Annotated in this window: 26 protein-coding genes, 1 tRNA gene and 1 pseudogene; 15 read left to right on the plus strand and 13 right to left on the minus strand. The window is 71.3% G+C overall.

Features of this window, described 5'->3' with window-relative positions; genetic code table 11:
- The first annotated feature begins 149 nt into the window (after nucleotides 1–149).
- The gene (locus OG370_RS35775) at nucleotides 150–1,010 is read left to right on the plus strand and encodes a sugar phosphate nucleotidyltransferase (protein ID WP_328471702.1); all 861 of its coding nucleotides are present in this window, start codon (nucleotides 150–152) and stop codon (nucleotides 1,008–1,010) included.
- A gap of 137 nt (nucleotides 1,011–1,147) precedes the next feature.
- The gene (locus tag OG370_RS35780) at nucleotides 1,148–1,717 is read left to right on the plus strand and encodes a GNAT family N-acetyltransferase (RefSeq protein ID WP_328474737.1); all 570 of its coding nucleotides are present in this window, start codon (nucleotides 1,148–1,150) and stop codon (nucleotides 1,715–1,717) included.
- A gap of 80 nt (nucleotides 1,718–1,797) precedes the next feature.
- Here OG370_RS35780 and OG370_RS35785 read toward each other — a convergent pair whose 3' ends face one another.
- From OG370_RS35785 to OG370_RS35800, 4 genes are all read right to left on the minus strand, one after another.
- On the minus strand, nucleotides 1,798–2,442 hold the full coding sequence (locus tag OG370_RS35785) for a maleylpyruvate isomerase N-terminal domain-containing protein (protein ID WP_328471703.1): 645 nt from the start codon (nucleotides 2,440–2,442) through the stop codon (nucleotides 1,798–1,800).
- 87 nt (nucleotides 2,443–2,529) lie between these two features.
- A complete protein-coding gene (locus OG370_RS35790) occupies nucleotides 2,530–3,390 on the minus strand; it encodes a helix-turn-helix domain-containing protein (RefSeq protein WP_328471705.1) in 861 nt (286 codons plus the stop codon).
- Nucleotides 3,391–3,429: 39 nt separating this feature from the next.
- Nucleotides 3,430–3,529: transfer RNA gene (locus tag OG370_RS35795), tRNA-OTHER, on the minus strand.
- A gap of 7 nt (nucleotides 3,530–3,536) precedes the next feature.
- Nucleotides 3,537–3,725, minus strand: coding sequence for a hypothetical protein (locus OG370_RS35800; RefSeq protein WP_328471707.1), 189 nt, complete (start codon nucleotides 3,723–3,725; stop codon nucleotides 3,537–3,539).
- Between the two features lie 105 nt (nucleotides 3,726–3,830).
- Between OG370_RS35800 and OG370_RS35805 the strand changes: the two genes are divergently transcribed.
- From OG370_RS35805 to OG370_RS35825, 5 genes are all read left to right on the plus strand, one after another.
- Nucleotides 3,831–4,670: a helix-turn-helix transcriptional regulator gene (locus tag OG370_RS35805; protein ID WP_328471709.1), complete on the plus strand. Its 840-nt coding sequence runs from the start codon at nucleotides 3,831–3,833 to the stop codon at nucleotides 4,668–4,670.
- On the plus strand, nucleotides 4,667–4,876 hold the full coding sequence (locus tag OG370_RS35810) for a DUF397 domain-containing protein (protein WP_328471711.1): 210 nt from the start codon (nucleotides 4,667–4,669) through the stop codon (nucleotides 4,874–4,876). The genes OG370_RS35805 and OG370_RS35810 overlap by 4 nt, the downstream gene beginning before the upstream one ends.
- Before the next feature lie 156 nt (nucleotides 4,877–5,032).
- On the plus strand, nucleotides 5,033–5,242 hold the full coding sequence (locus OG370_RS35815; protein ID WP_328471713.1) for a DUF397 domain-containing protein: 210 nt from the start codon (nucleotides 5,033–5,035) through the stop codon (nucleotides 5,240–5,242).
- 95 nt (nucleotides 5,243–5,337) lie between these two features.
- Nucleotides 5,338–5,547, plus strand: a complete 210-nt coding sequence (locus OG370_RS35820; RefSeq protein WP_328471715.1) for a DUF397 domain-containing protein — start codon at nucleotides 5,338–5,340, stop codon at nucleotides 5,545–5,547.
- 95 nt (nucleotides 5,548–5,642) lie between these two features.
- On the plus strand, nucleotides 5,643–5,852 hold the full coding sequence (locus OG370_RS35825) for a DUF397 domain-containing protein (protein WP_328471717.1): 210 nt from the start codon (nucleotides 5,643–5,645) through the stop codon (nucleotides 5,850–5,852).
- 90 nt (nucleotides 5,853–5,942) lie between these two features.
- On the opposite strand, the gene OG370_RS35830 is transcribed toward OG370_RS35825, so the two are convergent.
- Together OG370_RS35830 and OG370_RS35835 are read right to left on the minus strand one after the other, a co-directional pair.
- Nucleotides 5,943–6,653 (minus strand): SDR family NAD(P)-dependent oxidoreductase, encoded by a 711-nt coding sequence (locus OG370_RS35830; RefSeq protein WP_328471719.1) that lies wholly within the window; start codon nucleotides 6,651–6,653, stop codon nucleotides 5,943–5,945.
- A gap of 137 nt (nucleotides 6,654–6,790) precedes the next feature.
- Nucleotides 6,791–7,447, minus strand: a complete 657-nt coding sequence (locus tag OG370_RS35835; RefSeq protein ID WP_328471721.1) for an FMN-dependent NADH-azoreductase — start codon at nucleotides 7,445–7,447, stop codon at nucleotides 6,791–6,793.
- A gap of 244 nt (nucleotides 7,448–7,691) precedes the next feature.
- On the opposite strand from OG370_RS35835, the gene OG370_RS35840 reads away from it, so the two are divergent.
- From OG370_RS35840 to OG370_RS35855, 4 genes are all read left to right on the plus strand, one after another.
- Nucleotides 7,692–8,114 (plus strand): winged helix-turn-helix transcriptional regulator, encoded by a 423-nt coding sequence (locus tag OG370_RS35840; protein ID WP_328471723.1) that lies wholly within the window; start codon nucleotides 7,692–7,694, stop codon nucleotides 8,112–8,114.
- 205 nt (nucleotides 8,115–8,319) lie between these two features.
- Nucleotides 8,320–8,964: a hypothetical protein gene (locus tag OG370_RS35845; protein ID WP_328471725.1), complete on the plus strand. Its 645-nt coding sequence runs from the start codon at nucleotides 8,320–8,322 to the stop codon at nucleotides 8,962–8,964.
- Between the two features lie 257 nt (nucleotides 8,965–9,221).
- Nucleotides 9,222–9,725 (plus strand): RNA polymerase sigma factor, encoded by a 504-nt coding sequence (locus OG370_RS35850; RefSeq protein ID WP_328471727.1) that lies wholly within the window; start codon nucleotides 9,222–9,224, stop codon nucleotides 9,723–9,725.
- A 54-nt stretch (nucleotides 9,726–9,779) separates the two neighbouring features.
- Entirely contained in the window at nucleotides 9,780–10,205 is a 426-nt protein-coding gene (locus OG370_RS35855; RefSeq protein WP_328471729.1) for an RICIN domain-containing protein, read from the plus strand.
- A gap of 139 nt (nucleotides 10,206–10,344) precedes the next feature.
- Here OG370_RS35855 and OG370_RS35860 read toward each other — a convergent pair whose 3' ends face one another.
- Entirely contained in the window at nucleotides 10,345–10,851 is a 507-nt protein-coding gene (locus tag OG370_RS35860) for a hypothetical protein (protein WP_328471731.1), read from the minus strand.
- Between the two features lie 162 nt (nucleotides 10,852–11,013).
- On the opposite strand from OG370_RS35860, the gene OG370_RS35865 reads away from it, so the two are divergent.
- On the plus strand, nucleotides 11,014–11,583 hold the full coding sequence (locus tag OG370_RS35865; protein ID WP_328474739.1) for a GNAT family N-acetyltransferase: 570 nt from the start codon (nucleotides 11,014–11,016) through the stop codon (nucleotides 11,581–11,583).
- Nucleotides 11,584–11,635: 52 nt separating this feature from the next.
- Here OG370_RS35865 and OG370_RS35870 read toward each other — a convergent pair whose 3' ends face one another.
- Nucleotides 11,636–15,055, minus strand: a complete 3,420-nt coding sequence (locus tag OG370_RS35870; protein ID WP_328471733.1) for an Ig-like domain-containing protein — start codon at nucleotides 15,053–15,055, stop codon at nucleotides 11,636–11,638.
- A 497-nt stretch (nucleotides 15,056–15,552) separates the two neighbouring features.
- On the opposite strand from OG370_RS35870, the gene OG370_RS35875 reads away from it, so the two are divergent.
- Nucleotides 15,553–16,986, plus strand: coding sequence for an FG-GAP repeat domain-containing protein (locus tag OG370_RS35875; protein WP_328471735.1), 1,434 nt, complete (start codon nucleotides 15,553–15,555; stop codon nucleotides 16,984–16,986).
- A 27-nt stretch (nucleotides 16,987–17,013) separates the two neighbouring features.
- Here OG370_RS35875 and OG370_RS35880 read toward each other — a convergent pair whose 3' ends face one another.
- The 5 genes and pseudogenes from OG370_RS35880 to OG370_RS35900 all read right to left on the minus strand — a co-directional run bounded on the left by OG370_RS35880 (nucleotide 17,014) and on the right by OG370_RS35900 (nucleotide 20,658).
- Entirely contained in the window at nucleotides 17,014–17,547 is a 534-nt protein-coding gene (locus OG370_RS35880; RefSeq protein ID WP_328471737.1) for a VOC family protein, read from the minus strand.
- A 242-nt stretch (nucleotides 17,548–17,789) separates the two neighbouring features.
- Nucleotides 17,790–18,734, minus strand: coding sequence for a C45 family peptidase (locus tag OG370_RS35885; RefSeq protein WP_328471739.1), 945 nt, complete (start codon nucleotides 18,732–18,734; stop codon nucleotides 17,790–17,792).
- 113 nt (nucleotides 18,735–18,847) lie between these two features.
- A pseudogene (locus tag OG370_RS35890) lies at nucleotides 18,848–18,988 on the minus strand (IS256 family transposase); the annotation flags it as partial.
- A gap of 99 nt (nucleotides 18,989–19,087) precedes the next feature.
- Entirely contained in the window at nucleotides 19,088–19,516 is a 429-nt protein-coding gene (locus tag OG370_RS35895) for a pyridoxamine 5'-phosphate oxidase family protein (RefSeq protein ID WP_328471743.1), read from the minus strand.
- Nucleotides 19,517–19,674: 158 nt separating this feature from the next.
- A complete protein-coding gene (locus OG370_RS35900; RefSeq protein WP_328471745.1) occupies nucleotides 19,675–20,658 on the minus strand; it encodes an intradiol ring-cleavage dioxygenase in 984 nt (327 codons plus the stop codon).
- A 129-nt stretch (nucleotides 20,659–20,787) separates the two neighbouring features.
- Between OG370_RS35900 and OG370_RS35905 the strand changes: the two genes are divergently transcribed.
- Both OG370_RS35905 and OG370_RS35910 read left to right on the plus strand, forming a co-directional pair.
- Nucleotides 20,788–21,261 (plus strand): low molecular weight protein-tyrosine-phosphatase, encoded by a 474-nt coding sequence (locus OG370_RS35905; RefSeq protein WP_328471747.1) that lies wholly within the window; start codon nucleotides 20,788–20,790, stop codon nucleotides 21,259–21,261.
- Between the two features lie 64 nt (nucleotides 21,262–21,325).
- Nucleotides 21,326–22,192, plus strand: coding sequence for a fructosamine kinase family protein (locus OG370_RS35910; RefSeq protein ID WP_328471749.1), 867 nt, complete (start codon nucleotides 21,326–21,328; stop codon nucleotides 22,190–22,192).
- Nucleotides 22,193–22,239 lie beyond the last annotated feature (47 nt).

Genomic DNA, 22,239 nt, shown 5'->3' on the forward strand with positions numbered 1-22,239 from the left:
TGCGGGCTCCTCCGCGGTTCTCACCACGCCCTGCTCCCCGTGCCGCGGCGAAGCTGACGACACGACGGCTCGCCCGGATCGCCCGGCCCCGCCTCGGTAAACTCGCAGCTGACCAGGCCGCGGCATCCCGCCCGGGTGCCGACCGAAAGGTGCGCACGATCAAAGCTGTCATCGCCGTCGCCGGCACGGGGACCCGTTTCTTCCCCCTCGCCAAGTCGATCAACAAGTGCATGCTCCCCGTCCTCGATCGCCCCGTCCTGGACTACGCGGTCGCCGACTGCGTCGCCGCGGGCGCCCAGGACATCGCGATCGTCACGGCACCCGGTCCCACCGGAGCCCAGGTGCGGCACTACCTCAGTCACGACCAGGACCTCGAAGCCTTCTTCACCGGCCGCGGCTGGCAGCACAAGTACACGCCGATCGCGGGCCTCCACACCCGAGCCCGCTTCCACTTCGTCGAGCAGCCCCGCTCCGGTCGCTACGGCACCGCGCTGCCGGTCATGCTCGCCGCCGAGTGGATCGACGGCCAGGACTTCCTCGTGGTGGCCGGCGACGACCTCCTCCTGCGCACCGACGGCGGCCACGACCTGGCCGACCTCGCCCTCGCCCGCGCCACGGCCGGTACCGGCGGCGCGATCGCCGCCGCCACCGTCCCCGGCCGCGACGCCCACCGCTACGGCGTCCTGCGCACCCGCACCGGCACCCCCCACCTCCTGCTGGACGGGTTCGACGAGAAGCCCGCCGACCACCCGGGGCCGACCGCGCACGTCAACATCTCCCGCGCTCTCCTGCCCGGGCACGCGACCGCGTACTTCGAGAAGCTCACGCCGTCGTCGGCCACCGGCGAGTACCAGGCGACCGACGCCATCGAGGCGTTCGCCCGCGACCACGACGTCCTCGTCCACCCGGTCACCGGCCGGTACTTCGACTGCGGCAACCCGACCGGGTGGCTCGCCGCCAACAACGCGGCCGACAACGCCGCCGACAGCGCCCGCGCGGACGGACCCTGATCGGGTGGCGGGGGAGACGCCCGCCGGTCGACGGGCCAACTCACGTCGTTGTGGGGGCCCGCCGGGAAAACCCCTTGCGGGTGCCCGGCAGCGGATGTCTGATTGATCGGCCACCGATCACGGGATGGAACATGAGCATGTCGCTGCCGGCCCCCTCGTTGCCCACCGCTCGCCTCCGCCTGCGTGCCTTCGAGGACGCGGACGCGGACGACCTCTTCGCGCTGCACAGCAGCGCCTACGTGCTGCGCTACTGGGACTCGCCACCGTGGACCGAACGCGCGCGCGCCGAGCGGTTCATCGCGGCTTGCGGGCAGATGGCTCGGGAGGGCACCGGGGCGAGGCTGGCCGTCGATCGGGTCTCCGACGGGGCGTTCATCGGATGGTGCGGCCTGACCAGGTGGAATCCGGACTACCGCAGCGCGTCGCTGGGCTACTGCTTCGTCGATACGGCGTGGGGCCACGGCTACGCGACCGAGGCCGCGCGCGCTCTGCTGCGGTGGGCCTTCGACACCCTGGACCTCAATCGCGTGCAAGCCGAGGCCGACACGCGCAACGTGGCCTGTGGCCGCGTGCTGGAGAAGCTCGGGTTCGTGCGTGAAGGGACGTTGCGGGAGGACTGCGTCGTCAACGGCGAGGTCTCCGACTCGTGGGTCTACGGGCTGATCAGGCGGGAGTGGCAGCCGTCGTCCGAGCCGGCTCCCGCCTGATCAGCCCGCTGAGCCCGCTGAGTCAGTTGAGCCCGCGAAGTCCCCTCGCCCCGGCCCGTGCCCAGCCGGACGGAGACCGACTACAGCACGCGCAAGGCGTCGTGGGTGTCGCGTTCGCGTCGGGTCAGGGCATGCAACACGGCCTGGTCGCCGTGGCGTTCGCGGGCGGCGGCGGTGAGTACGTCGATCGCGAGGGCGAGCGCGGCTTCGGGGGCGGGGTTGGGCGCGCCCACGCTCAGCGCCAAGTCCTCAAGATGGACGGTCAGTTCGACGCATCGGGTCTGGAGGTAACCGTCGAGGAGCATTTCCTCCCCGGGTCGGTGGAGGACGGACACCCGCCGGTCGGCCGGCTCCCCTGGCAGCCGCTCGGCCAGCCGCTGCCACGCGGCCCGCGCCTGCTCGGCCACGGCGGCGGGACCGGCCGCGGCGGTCTCCTCGCTCCTCGCACGCACGCCGACGTTGAGCGCGGAGCCGGGAGTCGAGGTGCCCTCCAGCCTGGCGTAGTAGTGCACAGGCGTCACCGGTTCCGCGCCGAACACCGGACCGTCGAGGAACCACTCGACCTGGAGGACGCTGCGGGCAAGGTGGCCGGCCAGTCCGCCCACGGACATCCCCGGCAGCACGGACTCCTGCTGCCAGCGGAGCGCCACCTCCCCTTCCGCCAGGAGTCGCGTGGCCCGCTCGGCGGCCAGCAGGTACGCGGTGCGGATCTCGGTGGTCGTCATGCCAGGCATAGTGCCCGCAGGGAGTTCGCGACGGCGGCGGCGTCCGTATACTGGTCAACCCGTCCACTATACGGACTCGGGTTGCCGCTACGACCGGGTGTGCGCGGTGTGTTCGGCCAGTACGGTACGCAGGAAAGCCAGCGAGTCCGTCGGCGTGAGAGCGGTGTCGCGGAGCAAGTCGTAGGCCAGGCGCAGCGGTTCGACGTCTTCGGGTTCCTCGACGAGGTGGCCGCTCCAACTGCTCTGGGTGTAGGCGACGATGTGGCCGTCCTGGAAGAAGATGAGTTCCAGGCAGCTGCGGATGTGGTGCGGGCCGGTCCCGAACGGCACCACGTGCAGGGAGACGTCGGGTTGCTGGGCGACGTCGATGAGGTGTTCCAACTGGCCTGTCCAGGTCTGGGGGTTGCGCGCCCCGCGCCGTAGGACGGCCTCGTCGATCAGGGCGCGGTAGTGCACCGGGTGGGGTCCGGTGAGGCGGTCTTGCCGCTTGAGCCGCTCGGTGACTTGCGTGCTCAACTGCTTGATGCTGTGCGGGCGGGCGGTGCGGAGCTGCTCTTCGGCGTAGGCGCGGGTCTGGAGGAGGTACGGCACGGCGCTGACCGCGTACTCCTGGACGCTCACCGCGTCCGCCTCCAGCGGGGCAAGTCCCAGGAACGGCTTGTCCTTCGCTTCGCGTTTGGCCAGGTGCCACAGCTTCACCAGCAGGGTTCCGGTGCCGTAGACCTTGTCCAGCGCGGTGGCCGACTCCAGGGTGCCGAGGCGCTGTCCCCGCTCCAGCCGGTGCAGGTACGACTGCTCGTACATGCACAGTCCCGCGAGTTCCATCAGCGTCAGCCCCGCCTGCTGGCGCCGATAGGCCAGTTCACTGGCGTACAACTCCCGCGCGGACAACCACTCCCAGTCGATGAGCATCCTGGTGGTGCCCTTCTCGCCGCTGGTGCCGGCCATACGGATGTCCTCTCTACGGTGTCGTTCGTGCTCGCCAAGTCCCCTTGTCCGGACTCGAACCGGAGTCATCGGGCCGACCCGCACGCATGAACGGAGGCAGTGCGGGGGCCCGGGCTCTTCCTGACTGAGCTACAAGGGGAGGTGCTTCAACGGTGGTCGGGTGGGGTGGCCGGACCGGAGTACTCGCGCTGCCGACAGCGCTTGCAGCCGCACGGCGGCAGGGCGCTGCTCAACGGTGTCGGCAGGGTTGCCGGCTGCACGTCGTAACGGTCCCGGACGGTGGTGCGCTCTCCGGACATCGGATTGACCCGATACACGGCGATGGTCATACCCATGGCCCGTTCCTCTCCGTAGTGGGTCCACTACCGAACTTGGTCAGAGTGACGTACAGTCAGAATTCCTTCAAGTAAGCAGAAACGAAGGAAGGTTTGGGGTGTCCCATGGTCAACCGCAAAGAGCTGAACCCCGAGAGCAGCCCACGAGCGGCCTTTGGTGCTCGCTTGCGCAGGCTGCGGGAAGCCCGCGGCTGGAACCAGGACGATCTCGCAGAGGAATTGGCATATTCCAGCCAGCACGTTTCCGCGGTTGAAACTGGTCGCAAGCCGCCAACCCGCTCGTTCTCACGCAAGGCCGATGTTGCCTTCGGAACCGCTGAATCCGCAGATTCGTTCGAACGCGAATGGCACGAGATGCGGCGCGGCTCGATGCTGGCCGGTTTCCCGGAGTACGTCAGGTACGAGGGCCGGGCCACGGAGATCCGGCTGTTCGAGATCGGTGTCGTCCCGGGCCTGTTGCAGACGCGTGAGTACGCGGAGGCGTTGGCGGACGGTGATGTACAGCGCGGCACTATCACCGCCGAGCAGGCCGCCGAGCGAGTCTCCGTGCTCATGGACCGACAGGCCGCGCTGGTGAGGACTCGCCCGCCCATGGTGCTGGTGGTGATGGACGAGAGCTGCCTCCTTCAGGCTGTCGGCGGCGCCGAGGTCATGGGCGCCCAACTCCAACGGCTGGTCGAGGCGGCGGCCCTCCCCAACTGGATCGTCCAGGTGGCGCCTTTCAGCATTGGAGCGCGTCGCGCGTTTAAGCTCCCGGTCTACCTGCTCACCCTTGCCGACCGGTCCGTTGCTTTGTATGCCGAATCACAAGCACAGGGGCACCTTGACCGCGAAACCACTTCCGTACTGCCCCTGTTGGGGGCCTACCATCAGCTACAGGCCGAATCGCTGTCGCAGGCGGCGTCGGTGGCCATGATCAACCAGCTACGAAAGGGCACGTCGTGACGACCGAAACCCCCCGTTGGTTCAAGTCCTCGTACAGTGGCAACGGTGGCGCCTGCGTCGAGGTCGCCGCCAACCTCGCCGCCTCGCGTGGCGTGGTCCCCGTCCGTGACTCCAAGGACCCGAGCGGCCCGGCGTTGGCCTTCTCCGCCGACGCGTTCGCCTCCTTCGTGGCGGGTGTGAAGGCCGGCGAGTTCCCCCTCGTCTGACCCGTTCCCGCACCACGCACCAACGGCCCTGCTACCCCTCACGGGTAGCAGGGCCGTATGCGCTGGGGCCACGTACGCCGAGCGGCGGGAACGGGGAGCGAATCCAGCGTGAAATCGTCTCTGTTGAGCCGATGTTGGGGGCCTACCATCGGCTGCGTGATGACCGAGACCCCGCGTTGGTTCAAGTCCTCGTACAGCAGCAACGGCGGCAACTGCGTCGAGGTTGCCGCCAACCTTGCCGCCTCGCGTGGTGTGGTCCCCGTCCGTGATTCCAAGGACCCGGGTGGACCGGTGTTGGCCTTCCCGGCTGATGCGTTTGCTTCGTTCGTGGCGGGTGTGAAAGCTGGCGAGTTCCCCCTCGTGTGACCTGTTCCCGCACCCCATACCCATCGATTGTTCGCCGAACCGCCTTGGCAGGCGGTGCCGGTGGCCATGATCAAGCAGCTACGAAAGGGTGCCCCGTGACGACCGAATCCCCCCGTTGGTTCACGTCCTCGTACAGCGCCAACGGCGGCCAGTGCGTCGAGGTCGCCGCCAACCTTGCCGCCTCCCGTGGCATCGTCCCTGTCCGTGATTCCAAGGACCCGGGTGGCCCGGTGCTGGCCTTCCCGGCCGAGGCGTTCGCCTCCTTCGTGGCGGGTGTGAAGGCCGGCGAGTTCCCCCTCGTCTGACCCGCTCCCGCGACGCGTACCAATCGTCTACAGGCCGAACCGCTGTGGCAGGCGGCGTCGGTGGCCATGATCAAGCAGCTACGAAAGGGTGCCCCGTGACGACCGAAACTCCGCGTTGGTTCACGTCCTCGTACAGCGGCAACGGCGGTGAGTGTGTCGAGGTTGCCGCCAACCTCGTCGCCTCCCGTGGCCTGGTCCCCGTCCGTGATTCCAAGGACCCGGGCGGCCCGGTGCTGGCCTTCCCGGCTGGCGCGTTCGCTTTGTTCGTGGCGGGTGTGAAGGCCGGGGAGTTTCCCCTCGTCTGACCCAGCGCCTCCGGCGTATCCGGCGGATCGGCGGTGCGGACCGTACGCGCGGTCCACACCGCCGAGAAGGCCGGCCGGTCAGCCGGCCCGTCAGCCCGCCTTGAGCGCGGGGTGGACCTCTTCGACGCGGTCGCGCTTGGTGTACATGTCCCAGTAGAGCGCGGCGAGTTCGGCCGGGTCGACGACCGGGAACGAGGCCGCCAATTCCGACGCGCCGGCGGCCTCTGCCGCCTCGCTGCCTCCGATGAACGCGGCGACCGAGAGGGTGCCCGCGTAGATGCCCGCCTCGGTGAGTTCCCCGTGGAGGGAGTAGAGCCAGTTGCGGGCGGCGGCCATCAGCGGGCCGACCCCGCTCGCGTTCGGCATGGGGTGGACCGCGGTGGCGCCGGTGGTCATCAGGAACGCGCCGTCGCCGCGTTCCTGCCACTCCGGCAGCACGGCCTGGACGACGGCCAGCGGTGTGAGCAGGAGCAGTGGGATGCCCTGGACGAGGGTGTCCGGGTCGAGTTCGGCGGCGGGGGTGAAGTGGACGCTGGGGATCGGGCCGTACTCGACCACGTCGATCCGGCCGAACCGTTCGCGGATGGCCTCGATCAGGGCGGGGATCTCCTTGGGTTCGGAGAGGTCGGCGGTGAAGCCGGTCGCGTCGACGCCCTCGGCGCTGAGCTGGTCGACGAGGGCGTCGAGGCGGTCCTTGCGACGCGCCACCAGGGCGACGCGGAAGCCCTCGGCGGAGAAGCGTCGGGCGAGGGAGGCGCCGAGACCGGGGCCGGCGCCGAAGATCGCGATCACTTTGGACATGGGGGTGTTCCTCCAACTACTGCGGTAGGTAGCGGCGGTGAATGAGGGTGAATGACGGGGGAGAGGGGGCGGGTCAACCCGGGGAGTTCCACGCCAGGGGGTTCTGGTCATCGTCGGGTTGAGGCGGGCCGGTTACGTCATGCGGCACGCGCCGTGCTGATGGTCGTGCCGATGGTCGTGGCGAGGCGGCGGGCCTGCTCGTGGGCGGCGGCCATGGACGCCTCGTGCAGCGGAAGCAGCGGGGCGAGGGCCGGCGCCACCGGGGCCATGGTCAGCTCGGGTATCACCGTGGTGACGTCCAGGCCGAGCAGGTCGTCGTGCCCCAGGACGGCCTCCAGCGTGGGCACCACGTAGTCGAGGCCCTCCTTGGGGCTGCCGGGGCCGTAGCCGCCGCCCCGCGCGGAGATCAGCACGGCCGGACGGCCCGCCGCCGGGGAGGTGCCGGTGTGGCTCATGGTGCGGTCCAGGACGATGACCTGGTCCAGCCACGCCTTGAACACCGACGGCATCGAGAGGTTGTACATCGGCACGGTGAACAGGTAGGCGTCGGCGCCGAGGAACTCCTCGATCAGCTCGTCCTGGAGCGCGGCGGCCTCGGCCTGCTCGGGAGTGCGCCGGGCCGGGTCGGTGGTGCCGGCGGTGATTCCCGCGGCGGTCAGGTGCGGCACCGGCGAGGCGGCGAGGTCGCGGTGGACGACCGGACCCTGCCACTGGTCGCGGAAGGACCGGGCGACCTGGCGGGAGACGGAAGCCTCGCCGAGCGAGGAGGAGTCGATGTGCAGCAGGTACGACATGGCGTGGGCGCCTTTCAGCGAGATGTCCGGATCGGAGGGCGGTCAGGGGCGGGCCGGGGGACACAGCCGGGGGACACGGTGGCCGCCCAGCCCGTACCAGGGGCGGGTGACCTCGGCCCGGATCTCTGGCTCGATCTCCACCTTCACGGCCCGACCTCCAATTCCTCTCATTTGTTCGTAGCGCCATGATGCGCCAGTATGGAAGCCGCTACAAAAGGCACACCGGTGTGCGCGACGGAGAGGAATGGGCGCCATGCAGGACAGCACTGATCAGGAGATGGCCGCTGCGATCGGGCCGTGCGCGAGCATTCCCGCCGACCACATGCCCTTCATCCGGCAGGTCCTCGACCGGGTCGGCGACAAATGGAGCATGCTGATCACCGCCGTCCTGGAGGACGGCCCCCTGCGCTACACCGACCTGCAACGCCAGATCCCCGGCATCTCCCAGCGCATGCTCACCCACACGCTGCGCCAGCTCCGGGACGACGGCCTGATCACGCGTACCGCCTACGCGGAGGTGCCGCCGCGGGTGGAGTACGCGCTCGCCCCGCTCGGCCGCGGTCTGCACGAGATCGTCAAGCAGCTGATCGGCTGGGTCGCCGACCACCACGACGAGATCCGCGCCAACCGCGCCCAGTCCGACACTTCAGCCTCCCCCCGGTCCTGAGCCCCTGCGCGCACCGGTGCTTCTCGGCGTTGTGACGCGACGTGAACCTACGCGGCGTGGTGACGGCGGGCGCGGCGGTTCGGGGCCTGGCTCCGGCCGCGGTTGCGGTGCCGGACTCGCCCACCGGCGGACGAATCCTCGTCCTGGACGTGCCACTTGGGGTCCACTACTCGCGACCCATCCAGTGGATCTTGGAGCGAACCTCATGCCCCCACGCCAACGCCCGGCCCTCGCCGCTGTGGCTGCCGTGCTCGCCCTCGCCGCCTGCCCGATGCTGGCCGGCGCGTCCGCCACGGCGGCCACCGCCCCCGCCTCCACCCGCGCCGGCGTACTGCTGCCGCCCATCGGTGCGGAGATCCCGTCCTCCATGCTCGCGGTCAACAGCGAACTGGAGGTCAAGGGCACGACCTACCACGTGGACTTCCGCGGCGGTATCAAACAGCGCGTCGACGTCAACCCGAACGACCCCTTCAACAGCGTCCGGCTGCGCACGGTCGGCTTCAAGGTCAGCGCGGAGATCGACGGCGAGAAGTACAGCTCGGTATCGTTCGAGCAGAACGACGTCGATGTCGACGCGAGGAGCACCCTCACCGTCACGCAACAGTTCCCCCCGAAGTACGTGGAGCGTGACGAACTGTCGTTCGCGGCGATCTTCGAGCCCAAGGGCGGCGGCGAGCCTCTCGTCCTGGAGACCAAGGCCCCGATGGTCCTCACCGCAGACCTCACCCAGTACCCGTCCAGGGGTGACCTGTACCGCCTGGAGAAGCCCGTCGACCTGGTCGACCCCGAGCACCCGGACAACGTCGAGGCGGTCCTGAAGACGTTCCCCAGCAAGCGCGGCGGCCTGTAAGAAGTCGAACGGCCCCGGGCGGCGTCGCACCGACACACCGCCCGGGCAGCCGAAGCCCAAGGAACGGCGTCCAGTCGGGATGACGGCCCCCGCCACTCGGGGACACCTGAGGGGCGGCGATGCCCGGTCGCCGGAGCGGCCGGTGGAGGGTGGTCCGTCACGCGGGTGTCCGCGGATCTACGCGTGCCTGTACGTCGGCGGGAGAAGCCCCGGTTCGTGCCGCTGTAACGCTTCCGGGCCGGATGCGCACCTAGGGGGTGAGGGAGCCGGAAGGGCTGCCGTCGAGAGGGGGAAGCGCCTACCGGTCGGCCGCGCGCAACGAGCGGGCGTGGCTGTACGGGGTCGCGCGGCACGTCGTCTCCGCGGAGTACCGCCGCAAGAACCGGCTGGACGTGCTCAACTCCCGTGTCGCGGGGCGGCGGTTGCTGGGCGCGGACGACATAGCGCGGGTCGAGGACCGGATCGTCGCCGAGAAGGAGGGGCGCGCGATGGTCGAGGCCATGGAAGGGCTGCCGGAGCAGCAACGGGCCGTGCTGGAGCTCGTCGCCGTCGACCAGCTCACCGTGGCCGAGGCCGCCCGCGCGCTCGGCATCCGCTCGGTCAGCGCGCGCGTCACCCTGCACCGCGCCCGCGCGCACCTGCGCAAGGCCGCCGGGGCCCCGTCGGACGAGAGCGCGTCCGCCGCCCCGCTCACCCGTAGCACGGCCGCCGTACTCGACGCCTCGGCCGCGTCGATCGACCTCTCCAGGAGCAGAGCATGAACGAGTCGACCAGTTTTGAGGACCGGCTGTGGGACGCCCGCCACCCACCGCTGCGTGGACGACTCGTCCGACGCCAACGTCGCGGACGGCAACCTGCTGCGCGGCTTCCCCTGCGCTCAGAGCAACTACGACGGGGGCTGGCAGAAATGGAAGGTGATCGCCCTGTCCAACGGCTACGCCCAGCTCCAGAACGGCGCCACCGGACTGTGCCTGGACGACTCCAGCCATTCGGACGGCAAGGACTACCTGCGCGGCTTCCCCTGCCTCACGCAGAGCTTCAGTGGCGGCTGGCAGGGCTGGCGGATCGTCAACCGCACGACCGCGAAGGGTTACTACGAGCAGGTGCTCCAGAACGCGGCCACCGGCCGCTGCCTGGACGACTCCGACGCGGGACCCAACAACGGTGACCTCCTGCGGGGTTACACCTGCAACGGCACCTCTCAGGACAACGGTTTCCAGGGCTGGGACATCTGGACCTGAACCGACGGACTGACCGACCCCCGCACCTAAGCGCTGCGCCCCGTGTCCGGCCCCGGCCGGCCGGGGCGCGGCCATGCCCCGGGGTCCAGGTCGGACCGCGACCGCCCCGCGAACCGTTCGCGTTCGGTGGGGCACAGGGTCAGCGGAATTTCCGTTCTGTGAAGGCTTTTCCGTTGGCCACCGCTTCGGCGAAGTCGCCTGTCGAGGTGAGGGAGAGGTGCCCCATTTCGCCGCGGCCGGTGACGAGGAGGTGGGACGTCCGCAGGGTGGCCGACCAGACCCAGGACTCACCGGCGGTGCCCAGGGTGCCGGTGACACTCCGGCCGTCCACCTCGGCATCCGCCGCGGTGGCCTCCGCGGTCCGGAGGCCGAGGTAGTTCTCCGGTGTGATCTCCTGCTGCCCCGGGATGTCGTACCACGTGATCACTCGCAACGGGTTCTCGCCGGGCGCCGACGGGCTGTAGAGGATCTCGACGGAGTAGTACGACTCCGCTATCAGGTGAAACGCCGCGAGCCGGCCTGGTGCGGGCACTGGTTCGGCGAGCATGTGGACCGAGAGCCGGCCGGCGTTGAATTCGCTTTCGATCCGGCGGTAGAGGTTCTCCCGCAGCCGCAGGGCCCGTTGTATGTCGCCGCGTAATTCCATGTTCCTACTGTGCCCCCACGCAGAGGCCCCCCGACAGGTCCGGTGGCCGCCGCGATCCATGTGGGGGTGTCGGGCGCTGCGTTGAAAAGGCGTGGCTGGCCGTCGGTCGTGATGCGACAATCAGCCCGCATCTTGATCCACATCCGCGTTCCGGAGGTCCGCATGGACATCGCCTCGCTGCTGCCGATGACCACGCCCCGGTTGTCGCTGCGTCTGTTCACTCCCGGCGACGTGGACGACCTGTACGCCTACCAGAGCCTGCCGAGCGTGGCGCGTTACCTGTACCGGCCGGCGCACACGCGGGAGCGCAGCGAGCAGGTCGTGGCCGAGCGCGCGGCGCACTCGGTTTGGCGCGCCGACGGGGACAAGCTGGCGCTTGCCGTGTGCCGACACGACGAGCCCGGCGTTCTTGGCGAGGTGACGCTCACCCTGGCCGATGCCCGCGCCGCCCAGGCCGAGATCGGCTGGACCCTCGACCCACGTCACGAGGGGCACGGCTATGCGACCGAGGCGGCCGCGGCACTGGCCGGGTTCGCCTTCGACAGGCTGGGCGTGCACCGGCTCTACGCACGGCTGGATGTGGAGAACGCCGGGTCCGTGGGGGTCTGCGAGCGCCTCGGGATGCGTCGGGAGGCGCACCTGGTCGAGAACGACCTCGACGGGGATCGCTGGGGCAGCGAGTACGTCTACGCGGCCCTGGCCGCGGACATGGCCGGTCGATCAGGCGGTTGAGGCCGCCGCCGCCTCCTGTTCGAGGTGGACACGGCGGCGGCCGACCCACGGCCTAACCTCCCAGTTCGGTGAGCAGGGTCGGGTCGAACGGGCCGTCGTAGGTTCCGATGCGGAAGCCGGCGATCGTTCCGATGAATCCGCGACTCTGCGCCGCGGGGTGGACGTCGTTGCCGATGCCCACCGTGTCGTCGAGGACCTGGGTCGAGGGCGGGGCGTCTCCGGTGACCGCCGGCAGTTCGACGCCGTCGAGAGCGATGTGCAGGGTCGCGACGGTGCCGAAGCTGTCCCAGCCGATCCGGAGGTCGTGCTGCTGCCCGGTCGCCGGCAGCGGAGCGGTCGCGGTGTGGTTGCTCTCGCCGGCGGGAGCGAAGCCGTAGGTCAGTCGGCCGCCGCCGTAGCGGACCCAGAGGTTGCCGCCCACGGCGAACAGGGTGGCCAGCGAGGGCTGTTCGGTCCCGGCGACCGGGGTGAACTTCACGTCGGCGACGAAGTTCTGGATCAGCCGGGCGTCGCCCCAGGAGGTGGCCGGTGCGAAGCCCACGGCGTTGTCGCCGCCCTTGAGCACGACGCCCTGACCGGGCTGGACCGTCTCCGTGCCGGCCCGGCGGTCGATGGTGCCGAGGGCGACCTCGTCGGCGCCGGGAGCGTAGGCGTGGTTCGTGAACGAGCCGCCGAAGCCGACCTTGGCGGTCAGGCTCAGCGTGCGCGGCCCGATGATCACCGAGACGGTCCTCGGCGCCGAGGTACCGGTCCGGTCGGCCTGTACCGCCGAGATGGTCCGCACGCCGTTGCCGAACGCGGTCGCCGGAGCGCACGCCCACGTGCCGTTCGGCGCCACGGTGGCGGTGCACACCTGGCGCCCAGCGTCCGGATCGGTGACCGTGACGGTGGCTCCGGCCAGCCCCGTACCGCCGATGCGGGTCGGCGAGTTCGGGAGGGCGGCGAACGGTGCGGGGTCGGTGATGACCGGTGCCGGCGGGCGGCCGATCGAGATGTCCGTCGGGTCCGCTCCGGCGGGCACGTTCGCGATGATGAAGCCGCTGGAGAGCACGGTCAGATCGGTCCCCGAGACCCGGACCCCGCCGATGTAGACCGCCTTGGACGGCGAGAACCCGGAGCCGGCGACGAGCACCTGCTCGGGGGTGCCGGCCGTCGCGGGGGAGGTGCCGGAGTAGGTGATGCGGGCCGGCAGTCCGGCGTCCACGGCCTGGTAGGCGCCCTGCGGCCCGGCCGCGCCGAGCACGGCCCGGGCGCTGCGACCGCTGATGGTGCTCGCCAGGTCGGCGGGGCCGGGCCGGCTGGGGAACGCCGTGTTCGCGCCGATGCACACCGCGTCGGGGCTGTCGTCCGGGTCCGCCTGCCAGTTGCCCACGGTCGCGTTGCGGCACGCGCTGTTCGTGGGCCAGTGACTCGACATGGAGTAGTGCGAGTTCCACTCGACGTTGCCGGTGACCGTGATCCACTGCGAGCCGACGTCGGGCGCGATGAAGTACGAACTGTGGCCGGTGTCGGTGTCACCGACGTTGCCGCTGATCGTCAGGCCCTGCGCGTACGACGCCGGCTGGTCGATCGAGCCGTCCGCGCGGTAGACGGTCGGGCCCTGCTGGCCTTCGGTGTAGACGTCGCCGCCGTCGCCGAACATCTGCATGTTCTGGTGGAACCAGTTCGCGGTGATCGCGTTGTGGGCGTTGATGTTGGTGGTGTGGTTCCAGTACTGGTCGAGGGTCTCGGGCGGGTTGGCGCTCGGCAGGGACTCCGCGTCCGGGTGGCCCTGCCACGCGCCGGAGGTGATGCCGTCGTAGGGCATGTCGAAGATGTCGTTGTGGGAGATGGTGGTGTGCCGGGTGAACAGCATCGTCACGCCCGCGGCACCGATGTAGTCCAGGCCCGCGTCGTGGATGACGTTGTCGTCGACCACGTTCCCGGTCATGATCTCGTTGACGCCGTGGTCGCCGATGGCGTCGTGGGCCGACGCGCTCGGGTTGCCGGAGCAGTCCGCGATCACCGTGGCGGCCGGATCGTCGGTCGAGCCGGGAGTCGGGTCCCCGGAGCAGCCGAGCCAGATCGCGCTCGACGCGATCTGGCTGAACTCGCTGCCGCGCACGAGGTTGTCGTCGCTGCCGTACCTCACTCCCAGCCCGATGCCCCCGAGGTCGCTGAACCGGTCGCCGTCGAAGGTCACGTGCCGGGCAGCGGTCAACTGCACGTTCGCGAGCGGCTGATCGAACGCGGCCCACGGGCAACTGCCCTCCGCCGGTGCGGCGAAGTGGCATTCGCCCTGGCTCGCCGGCAGCACGTCGCCGCCGGCGTCCCTGGCGAGCGGCTGGGTGACCATGAGGTTGTCCTGCACCTGGGCGAACCCGGTCGGGGTCGAGGGCTGGTTCCAGGTCGCCGTGCTGAACGTGATGCCGCGGAACGTGAGGTCGTGCACGGGGTGGGCCAGCGACCCGGCGACGTTCACGAGCGATTCGAGCCGCGGGATCTCCACGTCGAGGTCGGACATGCGCTGCCCGGACGCGGGCTGGAAGTACAACCGGTCCGCGGAGTTGTCCAGGTACCACTGCCCGGGGCTCAGCAGCGCGTAGGCGTTCTCGATCATCGTGGGCGGAGTTTTGGCGGCGAGGCTGTACGGGGTGATGTTCGAGGAGTTGCCGCCCCACACGGTGGTCTGCTTGTTCGTGACGTTGTTCCAGCACGGCTGAGCCATGCCGACCGTGGTCGTGCCCGACGTCGCGCCCGCGCTGACCGACGCCACCGGGCACTCCACGGTCGCCCAGTCCATCGGCGGTGCGGGCGTGTAGACGAACTGCAGCTCCTTTAGCTGCGTCGCGTCGAGCCGCGCGGCCAGATCCGAGAACCAGGTGGCGGTGGACCCGGTCGTCGTGAACGCCGTCCTGTCCCACGAGGTCAGGCTCAGGCCGAGCTGCGCCGGGGTCTTCTGGGCGACCGGCGCCTCCACCCCGTCGACGTACAGCTGCCGCGTACGGGTCCCGGCCGGCACCGGGGCCGACCATACGTCGGAACCCTTGGCGTGCGTCCATCGCGTGACCTGGGTGCCGCCGGAGATCACCGGGTGGGCCCCGGGGGCCGCCCGCCAGGTGACCGGGTGACCGGGCTTGCCCGAATCGGCCGGGCCGAAGTCGAGGCCGTGCGCCAGGCGGTAGGTGCCGTCGGCCAGGACGACGGTGATGTCCGCCGGGTGCGGCTCGGCCACTTCCTTGCGGACGGCCGCTTGCGCCGCGGTCAGCGAGCAGGGCGCGGACGCCTTCTCGCAGGTCGTACCCGGCCCCGAGCCCGATCCCGACCCTGACCCCTGCCCCGACGGTGCGGCGTACAGCGTGAGGGACTTCGTCGGCGACGCCGCCACCGCGGCCGGGACCAGCCCGCCGCCGAGCAGGAGGGCGGCGGTCAGGCCCAGGACCCCCGCGGTCCTGCTGCTCCGGGCATGGGTGCGTAACGTGCGAGGCAACATGTGCGGCTCCTTGGATAGAGGCGCGTGCGGTGGGCCGAAGAGGTCGGCCGGTGTCTCGGTCGATACGGTGATCGCGTGGGAGCGGCCTTGCGGCAACCCGGCTGATACATCGGATGTATCGGCTAGCGGAGGACGCTAGTGGGACGCCTCTGAAGGGTCAAGAGGGTGGGCGACAACCGGCTGGAGGTTCGTCGGCGACCTCTGAGCAAGTCGCACTATGTCGGCCGCCAGCAGGTGAGTTCGGACCCTGGGCGGCAGAAGGAGCCGCCCGATCCCGGGTGTTGACGGGTGGGACGCATCCGAGCCGTATCCGCGCGCGTGGCCGCTCTCGCGGGAGAGATCGGACGGGCCGGGACGGAGGTCGCCCGGAGCGCGGGCGGGCGTCGCCTGCGGTGCGCCCGCACCGGAGGCAACCTTCCCGTCGTGCCGGAGGTCTGAGGGGCATGGGAAGAAGCAGAGCAGCGTTCACCGCGGCGGTCGCAGGCACCGCAGCCGCCATGCTGAGTCTGTTCGGCTGCACGGGCCAGCCCCACTCGGCGGCGTCCCCGACCGCGACCATCGCCAAGTCACCGGCCAAGCCCCCGACCAAGGGCCCGGGCGTGCCGGAGGACTTCACCGGCGACGGACGTCCCGACCTGGTCGTGGCCGCCGCCGACGCCACCATCGACGGTGTCGCCTCCGCCGGATACCTCGCCGTCGTCCCCGGCTCCGCCACCGGCGCCGACCCCGCCCACGCCACCGTGTTCACGCAGAACGGCATCGGTCAGGGGCCCGCCGGGACGGGCGGCGAATTCGGCGCGGTGACCGTCTCGGCCGACCTCGACGGCGACGGTCGCGCCGACCTCATCGCCCAGGCCGGCCGCTCCACCGTCTTCGTCGTCCGGGGCGGCGCCACCGCCTCCGCGCCGGCCGCCCGGCTGAACGGCCGCGCACCCCTCACCGGGGACTTCGACGGCGACGGCCACCCCGACCTGCTCCTGGCCGACGACGGCCCGGCCGGGGGCACCATCGACTACGGCCCGTTCTCCCGCACCGGCAAGCCCGCCCGTACCGCGGCCGTGTCCTTCACCCCCCGACTACCGAAGCGCCCACCCAGCTACCCCAACCTCGGCACCCCGCTGGCGGTCGGCGACTTCAACGGCGACGGCCGCGACGACGTCGTCACCCAGTGGTTGGAGGACGACGGCGACGACGTCCTCCCGAAGGCCACCGTGATCTCCTACGGCTCCGCGTCCGGCCTCGTCCGCGGCCCGCGTCTGACCGGGCCCGACGGCAAGGACGTGCACAGCACCTACGGCTCGCTCACCACCTACACCGCCGACCTCGACGGCGACGGCTACGCCGACGTCGTCGACTGCGTGCTCCCCGAAACCCTGGGGGACACCGGCAGAACCCCGCCCCGCTCCCGCGTCACCGTCAACTACGGCGGCCCCCACGGCATCCCCGCGCGGGCACCGCAGGCGTTCGACGTCAGCACCCGCGGTCTGCCCGAGGCCGGCACCGGCCCGGACGCCGAGCTGGGCCGCGCGGCGGCCGTCGGCGACATCAACGACGACCGGTACGCCGACCTCGCCTTCACCATCACTCCGGGCGGTTCCGGCGAGTCAGGTCAGTCCGGTCAGTCCGGCGAGTCCGGTCAGGCGCAGCCGGCCATCGTCGTGCTCTACGGCGGCCCGAACGGCCTCACCGTCAGCCACGCCCAGACCATCCCCGGACACGCCACCGCCCTCCGCATCATCGACCTGAACCACGACGGCCACGGCGACCTCGTCATCGGCCGGCCCGCTTCCACCGTCGTCGAGCAGGTCGTGACGGTACTGCGCGGCAGCGCACGCGGCGTGCAGACCGCCCACCCGCAAACGATCACCGCGGACGACATCGGCCGACCGGCAAGCCAGTCGAACACCTTCGGCTACGGGTTCGCCCGCTGAACGAGCCGAACGAGCCGGTCGCAATGGTCAGTCGGTCGACCTGACGGGCGCACTGCTGCTTCCCTGGCGCCGGCCACCGAGTTCCGCGTCGAGCGTCTCCTGGGCCACGCGCATCACCTCGGCGTACACGGGGTCCGCCAGTCGCTCCCACATCTCGCTCTCCGCGACGTCCTCGACGAGGCCGACCACCCACCAGATGTTGCCGAACGGGTCCTTGATCCGCCCGCCGCGCCGGCCGAAGGCGTCGTCGGCCAGGGAAGTGACGACCTGGCCGCCGGCCGCGAGGGCTCGTGAGAACGCCTGGTCCGCGTCGGCGACGCACACGCGCAACAGGCTCGGCATGGCGGGCCAGTCCGCGTGCCGGTCGAAGGCCAGGACGACGGTGTCGCCGACCCGGATCTCGGCGTGACCGATCAATCCGTCCTCGGTCGACACCCGCCCCAGCTCCTCGCCCCCGAACGCCCGGGTCACGAAGTCGAGGAAGGCCCCCGTGTCGTCGGTGACGACCCAAGGCGCGACGGTGGTGTAGCCCTCCGGGGCGTCGCTGGTCTGCTCGGGCATCGCGGTCCTCTCGCTGACGGTTGCTGCCGGCAGCGACCGTAGGGGCGAACCAGGTCAGTTTCCGTCCTCAAGGGCAGCGAGCCGGAATCGCGGCCGGGTGCCCCTGACCCCCGCCCGCGCGCCGGCATCGACCCGGCCCGAGACAGCGGCGATGCCCCGCCCCACCCGGAGTTGACCTTGTCCCAAGGCGCTCTGCTGGGTGCGCTGGAAAGGCTGGAAGGGTGAGCGGGGGGGAAAGGCTCTCAGTCGGATCGGCCCAAGGTCACGGTGCGGGAGCCGGGTGTGAAGTCGTCGAAGGACTGCTGCCAGGACTCACCGGGCCAGTAGTACGTCACGCGGCCCTCGACGGGCCGGTAGCGGGCCGTGTAGAGGGTTCTGGACCCCTGGTCGTCGACGGATCGGTACAGCGGCGGCTTCAGCATCGCGGCCACGTCCGCACCCGCGGCGCGAATGGCGCGCAGCCGCTCCTGCGTCTGCAGGGCCCGCTCCTGCTCGTCGGTCACCGGCAGGTGCTGGTGATTGGCGGCGCAGGCGTCGGGCGCCACTATCGGTGACATATCCGGCCCCACGAACACCGTCACCGCCTTCACGGGATCGAGAAGGGTGAGGTTCTGCGGGACGGCGACCGGCAGGGACCGCAGCCTGTCGACCGCCTCATCGACGGTGTCGCACGTCTCCAGCAGGTAGCGCACCACGATGAGAACGGCGAAGCCGCGTCCGTAGACGGAACGTCCGCCCCAGGTGAGCGAGACCGCGAGACCGGCGTCGTTCATCCCGTCCAGCAAGCCCCACAGCACGTCCTGCATCCCGATCACGGGGCGCAGGAAGCAGGAGGAGACGATGGTCCCCTCGCACTGGTCGGGCGGCAGGTCGTAATTGCGCAGCAGAGTGCCGTTGCGGCCGATCTGGGTGCAGGACTGGGTGAACGGCCGCAGTGCCGCGTGGGTGAGGAAGGCTTCCGCGTCGGGCCGGTCGAGTTGGCCGGCCAGGCGGTCCAGCACCGGGACCAGTTCCGGCATGTGCGCACGGAAGAGCGTCCGCACGCGGTCCGCGCCCTGCGGAGTCCGGCCCTCCGCGGTCAGCAGGCCCGCCATCTCCTGCCACAGGGGCCGGGCGTGGGCGGCCCACCGCCCGTCGCCGCCGTCGCCGACCGCTATCGCCTGGAACGTCTTGTGCTGCTGCCGCACGGCTGCCGCTCCCCTGTGAGAATCCGACGAGGTGAGGGCAACCTAGTCAATTGCGGGGTGAATCACCAGGCTGTCGCCATCGGCGACGTCGCGACGCCTCGGCACCTCGGCGGGTCGGCCGCCAACTCGGCGAGGTACTGGTTGACTTCCGCTTCCGGCGCGGCAGTCGGCATCCGGCGGGCACCCTCGCGCACGATCTCGTCGATCAGGGAGCCGGACTCGATGGTGCCGTCGGCGGTGACAACGCTGAGCACTGGGCGTGCCCTCCCGGCCCGCGCCGCAACGCGGGCCTACTGTCCGCCGCGCTCGGCGAGGTCCTGGAGGAACTTCGGCACCCGGCCGGCGCCGAAGTCCTAGGAGCGGGCCCAGGTCGGGGTGATCGCGATGCGCGCCATCCGGTCGTACAGGTCACGGCAGTTCCGCTCGAACCGCGCGGCGGCCTCGGCGTCCATGCTCTTGCGGGCCGCGGCGAGGTACTCCTCGACCACGCCGTCGACGATGCGGACGTCCACCCGTCCGCGTACCGACAAAGCCCGGTCCTGGTCCGGGGTGCCGCCCGCGTCGACGGCCAGGGCGACGGTCGGATGGGCCCGCAGCGCCGCGACCTTGGGCGCCGTGGCGGCCGTGGAGATCACGAACTGCTCGCCGGTCCAGTAGATGCCGACCAGGACCACCCGGGGCGTGCCGTCCTTCGCGGTGTAGGCGAGGTGGCCCGAGGAGGCCGCGTCGAGCAGTTCTGCCGCGTCGACCAGTTCGGTGGCCACGGCGTGCTGATCCGTCACGGCCGTCCTTCCGGTCGGACGCGGCGCCACTCGCCACGCTCGTACCGGGGACGGTACTGATCCCCCGTTCTCGACATCGATCCCGACGCACCGGCGCACCGACGGCCCCGCCGCCCGTCGCGGGTACGTGCGGCGGGGCCGTCGGGCGGGCGGGACTGTCAGGCGCTGTCGGTGGGGGAGGCGGTGGGGGTGGGGCCGCCGCCGGGAGCGCCCTCGCCGTCGTTGGTGGCGGCGGGGTCCACGGCCATGGTGAGGTAGCCGACGACGCCGCGCTGGATGTGCCGGGGGTCGTAGACGAGCTTGAGCAGTCCGCCCTCGGTGCCGGTGCCCGGGTAGATGCTGTCCTGGTCGAGAGTGACCCGCGTGACGGTGTTCGCCGAGTAGGGGGTCACACCCGTGGTCGCGGTGACCGCGGTCTCGGCGAAGTAGAACTGCCCGGTGTGGCAGGTGCGGCCACCGGTGTACGCGGTGGACGTGCGGGTGCCGCCGGTGTGCACCTTGGTGTGGACGTGGACGGCGCGACCGGAGTACCAGCCCGGGAAGACCGTCCGGAAAGTGACGAAGCCCTGGTGGTCGGTCATCTGGATGCCGCGCAGCCAGGTGAGGTCGTCCGTCGGGGTGGCGTGGCCACCGCCACCACCACCGCCGGGCGGAGGCGTGCCGGTGGGCGGCGTGCCGGTGGGCGGCGGGTCGGTCGGAGGCGTGCCGCCGCCACCACCCCCGCCGTTGCCGGTCTGGGTGTAGCCGGAGTAGACGCCGGAGGCGTCGCAGTGCCAGATCTCCACGGCCGAGTCGCGCAGCGGCTCGCAGGTCGACGCGTCCACCGCGCGCAGGACCAGCAGCAGGGGGATGCCGGTGCGGTCCTCGACGACGTTCTTCCGGAAGAGTTCGTAGTCGAGGTAGTACGGCCCCTCGATCTGCTCGCTGGTCAACCGCATGCACGCGGTGGTGGCCAGCGCTTTCGCCTTCGCGGCCGCCACGGCCGCCGAACCGCCGGACGTGGTCCGGTCGGCGGCGTACGCGGTGGCACCGAGGCCGGTGAGCGCGACGGCACCCGCGCCACCGAGAGCGAGCGCACGGCGGCGGGTCAGTGCCTGGGAGACGACGGCGTTGTCGGGTTCGTCGTGGCTTCGATTGGTCATTGCGCGAGGCTAGAAAGCCGTCCTGTGACCGCCATATGAAACAACCGTCCAGATCCGGCCAGTTCCGGAGCCGGTTCCGGGCCCGGTTCCGGGCCCGGACGAGGAAGGGCGGGGCCGTACGCTGGTGCCGTGCATCTGTGCTTCGTCTGCAGCGGGAACATCTGCCGGTCGCCGTCCGCCGCGCTGGTGGTCGCCGAACACCTGCGCCGGGAGGGCCTGGAGGACCGGGTCCGGGTCACGAGCGCGGGCATCGGGCCCTGGCACGCCGGCGACCCGATCGACCCGCGCGCCGGGGAGGTGCTGGAGCGGCACGGCTACCCCGTGGACCACGTCGCCGCGCAGGTGGGCGCCGAACACCTGGACGCGGACCTGTTCCTGGCGATGGACCGCGGCCACGAGAAGGCGCTGCGCAAGCTGGTCGACGACCCGTCGCGGGTGCGGATGCTGCGGTCGTTCGACCCGGCGGCGACCGGTGGCCCGGACGGGCTGGACGTGCCGGACCCGTACTACGGCGGCCCCGACGGCTTCGAAGAGGTGCTGGACATGATCGAGGCGTCGACCCCCGGCCTGCTCGCGTGGGTGCGCGAGCGCCTCGACGCGTGAGGGCCGACGCGCGAGGGCCGATGCGTGAGGCGTCATCAGTGAGGGCCGGCGTGAGGCGCGGCGCGTGAGCCGGGACCCCGAGTCCGCGCGGGCCGCGGCGGCGCGGCTGACCGGGCAGCCGGTGACCGGCGGGCGCCGCAGTTCCGGCGCGCTCACCGAACTGCTGCTCGGCGACGGCACCGTGGTGCTGGTCAAACGCGGTGACGGCCCCGGGGCGGCCCGCGCGGAAGCGGCCGGGCTGCGCTGGCTGGCCGACGCGGGCACGGTGCGCGTGCCGGCCGTCCGGGGCGCCGACGACGCGTGGCTGGTCATCGACCTGGTCCCGACCGGCCCGCCCGGTGCCGGTGCCGCGGACCGGTTCGGCCGCGACCTCGCGGCCCTGCACGCCGCCGGCGCCCCCGCGTTCGGCGCCCCGCCGCCCGGCGGCCCCGAGGACGCGTACATCGGCACCGCGCCGATGCGCAACGCGACCGGCCCGGACTGGCCGCGCTGGTACGCCGAGCACCGCGTGCTGCCGTATCTGCGGCTCGCCGTCGACCGCGGCACGCTGCGGCCCGCCGAAGCGGCCGTCGTGGAACGCGTCTGCGACCGGCTGCCCGACCTCGCGGGACCCGCAGAGCCGCCCGCCCGGCTGCACGGCGACCTGTGGAGCGGCAACGTCCTGTGGGGCGCCGACGGCGACACCTGGCTGATCGATCCCGCCGCGCACGGCGGCCACCGCGAGACGGACCTGGCGATGCTGCGGCTCTTCGGCTGCCCGCACCTGGAACGCGTGCTGGCCGCCTACGACGAGGCCGCGCCGCTGTCCGCCGGCTGGCGCTCCCGCGTCCCCCTCCACCAGCTCTTCCCGCTCCTGGTCCACACGGTGCTCTTCGGCCGCGGCTACGGCGAACAGGCCCTGACGGCGGCCCGGTCGGCGCTGTCGGCCTGAGCCTTGCCGGGTGGGCCCTGCCTCGTCGGCGTGAGCCGCCGCCGGAG

Source organism: Streptomyces sp. NBC_00448, from assembly GCF_036014115.1.
Taxonomy (GTDB): Bacteria; Actinomycetota; Actinomycetes; order Streptomycetales; family Streptomycetaceae; genus Actinacidiphila.

Excerpts from the sequence above, each read along its gene's own strand:
- OG370_RS35840 (WP_328471723.1), top strand. The coding sequence starts at position 7,692 with ATGGGCGCCATGCAGGACAGCACTGATCAGGAGATGGCCGCTGCGATC.
- OG370_RS35780 (WP_328474737.1), top strand. The coding sequence starts at position 1,148 with ATGTCGCTGCCGGCCCCCTCGTTGCCCACCGCTCGCCTCCGCCTGCGT.
- OG370_RS35880 (WP_328471737.1), bottom strand. The coding sequence starts at position 17,547 with ATGCCCGAGCAGACCAGCGACGCCCCGGAGGGCTACACCACCGTCGCG.
- OG370_RS35865 (WP_328474739.1), top strand. The coding sequence starts at position 11,014 with ATGGACATCGCCTCGCTGCTGCCGATGACCACGCCCCGGTTGTCGCTG.
- OG370_RS35860 (WP_328471731.1), bottom strand. The coding sequence starts at position 10,851 with ATGGAATTACGCGGCGACATACAACGGGCCCTGCGGCTGCGGGAGAAC.
- OG370_RS35790 (WP_328471705.1), bottom strand. The coding sequence starts at position 3,390 with ATGGCCGGCACCAGCGGCGAGAAGGGCACCACCAGGATGCTCATCGAC.
- OG370_RS35835 (WP_328471721.1), bottom strand. The coding sequence starts at position 7,447 with ATGTCGTACCTGCTGCACATCGACTCCTCCTCGCTCGGCGAGGCTTCC.
- OG370_RS35785 (WP_328471703.1), bottom strand. The coding sequence starts at position 2,442 with ATGACGACCACCGAGATCCGCACCGCGTACCTGCTGGCCGCCGAGCGG.
- OG370_RS35800 (WP_328471707.1), bottom strand. The coding sequence starts at position 3,725 with ATGGGTATGACCATCGCCGTGTATCGGGTCAATCCGATGTCCGGAGAG.
- OG370_RS35900 (WP_328471745.1), bottom strand. The coding sequence starts at position 20,658 with ATGACCAATCGAAGCCACGACGAACCCGACAACGCCGTCGTCTCCCAG.
- OG370_RS35805 (WP_328471709.1), top strand. The coding sequence starts at position 3,831 with ATGGTCAACCGCAAAGAGCTGAACCCCGAGAGCAGCCCACGAGCGGCC.
- OG370_RS35845 (WP_328471725.1), top strand. The coding sequence starts at position 8,320 with ATGCCCCCACGCCAACGCCCGGCCCTCGCCGCTGTGGCTGCCGTGCTC.
- OG370_RS35830 (WP_328471719.1), bottom strand. The coding sequence starts at position 6,653 with ATGTCCAAAGTGATCGCGATCTTCGGCGCCGGCCCCGGTCTCGGCGCC.
- OG370_RS35870 (WP_328471733.1), bottom strand. The coding sequence starts at position 15,055 with ATGTTGCCTCGCACGTTACGCACCCATGCCCGGAGCAGCAGGACCGCG.
- OG370_RS35875 (WP_328471735.1), top strand. The coding sequence starts at position 15,553 with ATGCTGAGTCTGTTCGGCTGCACGGGCCAGCCCCACTCGGCGGCGTCC.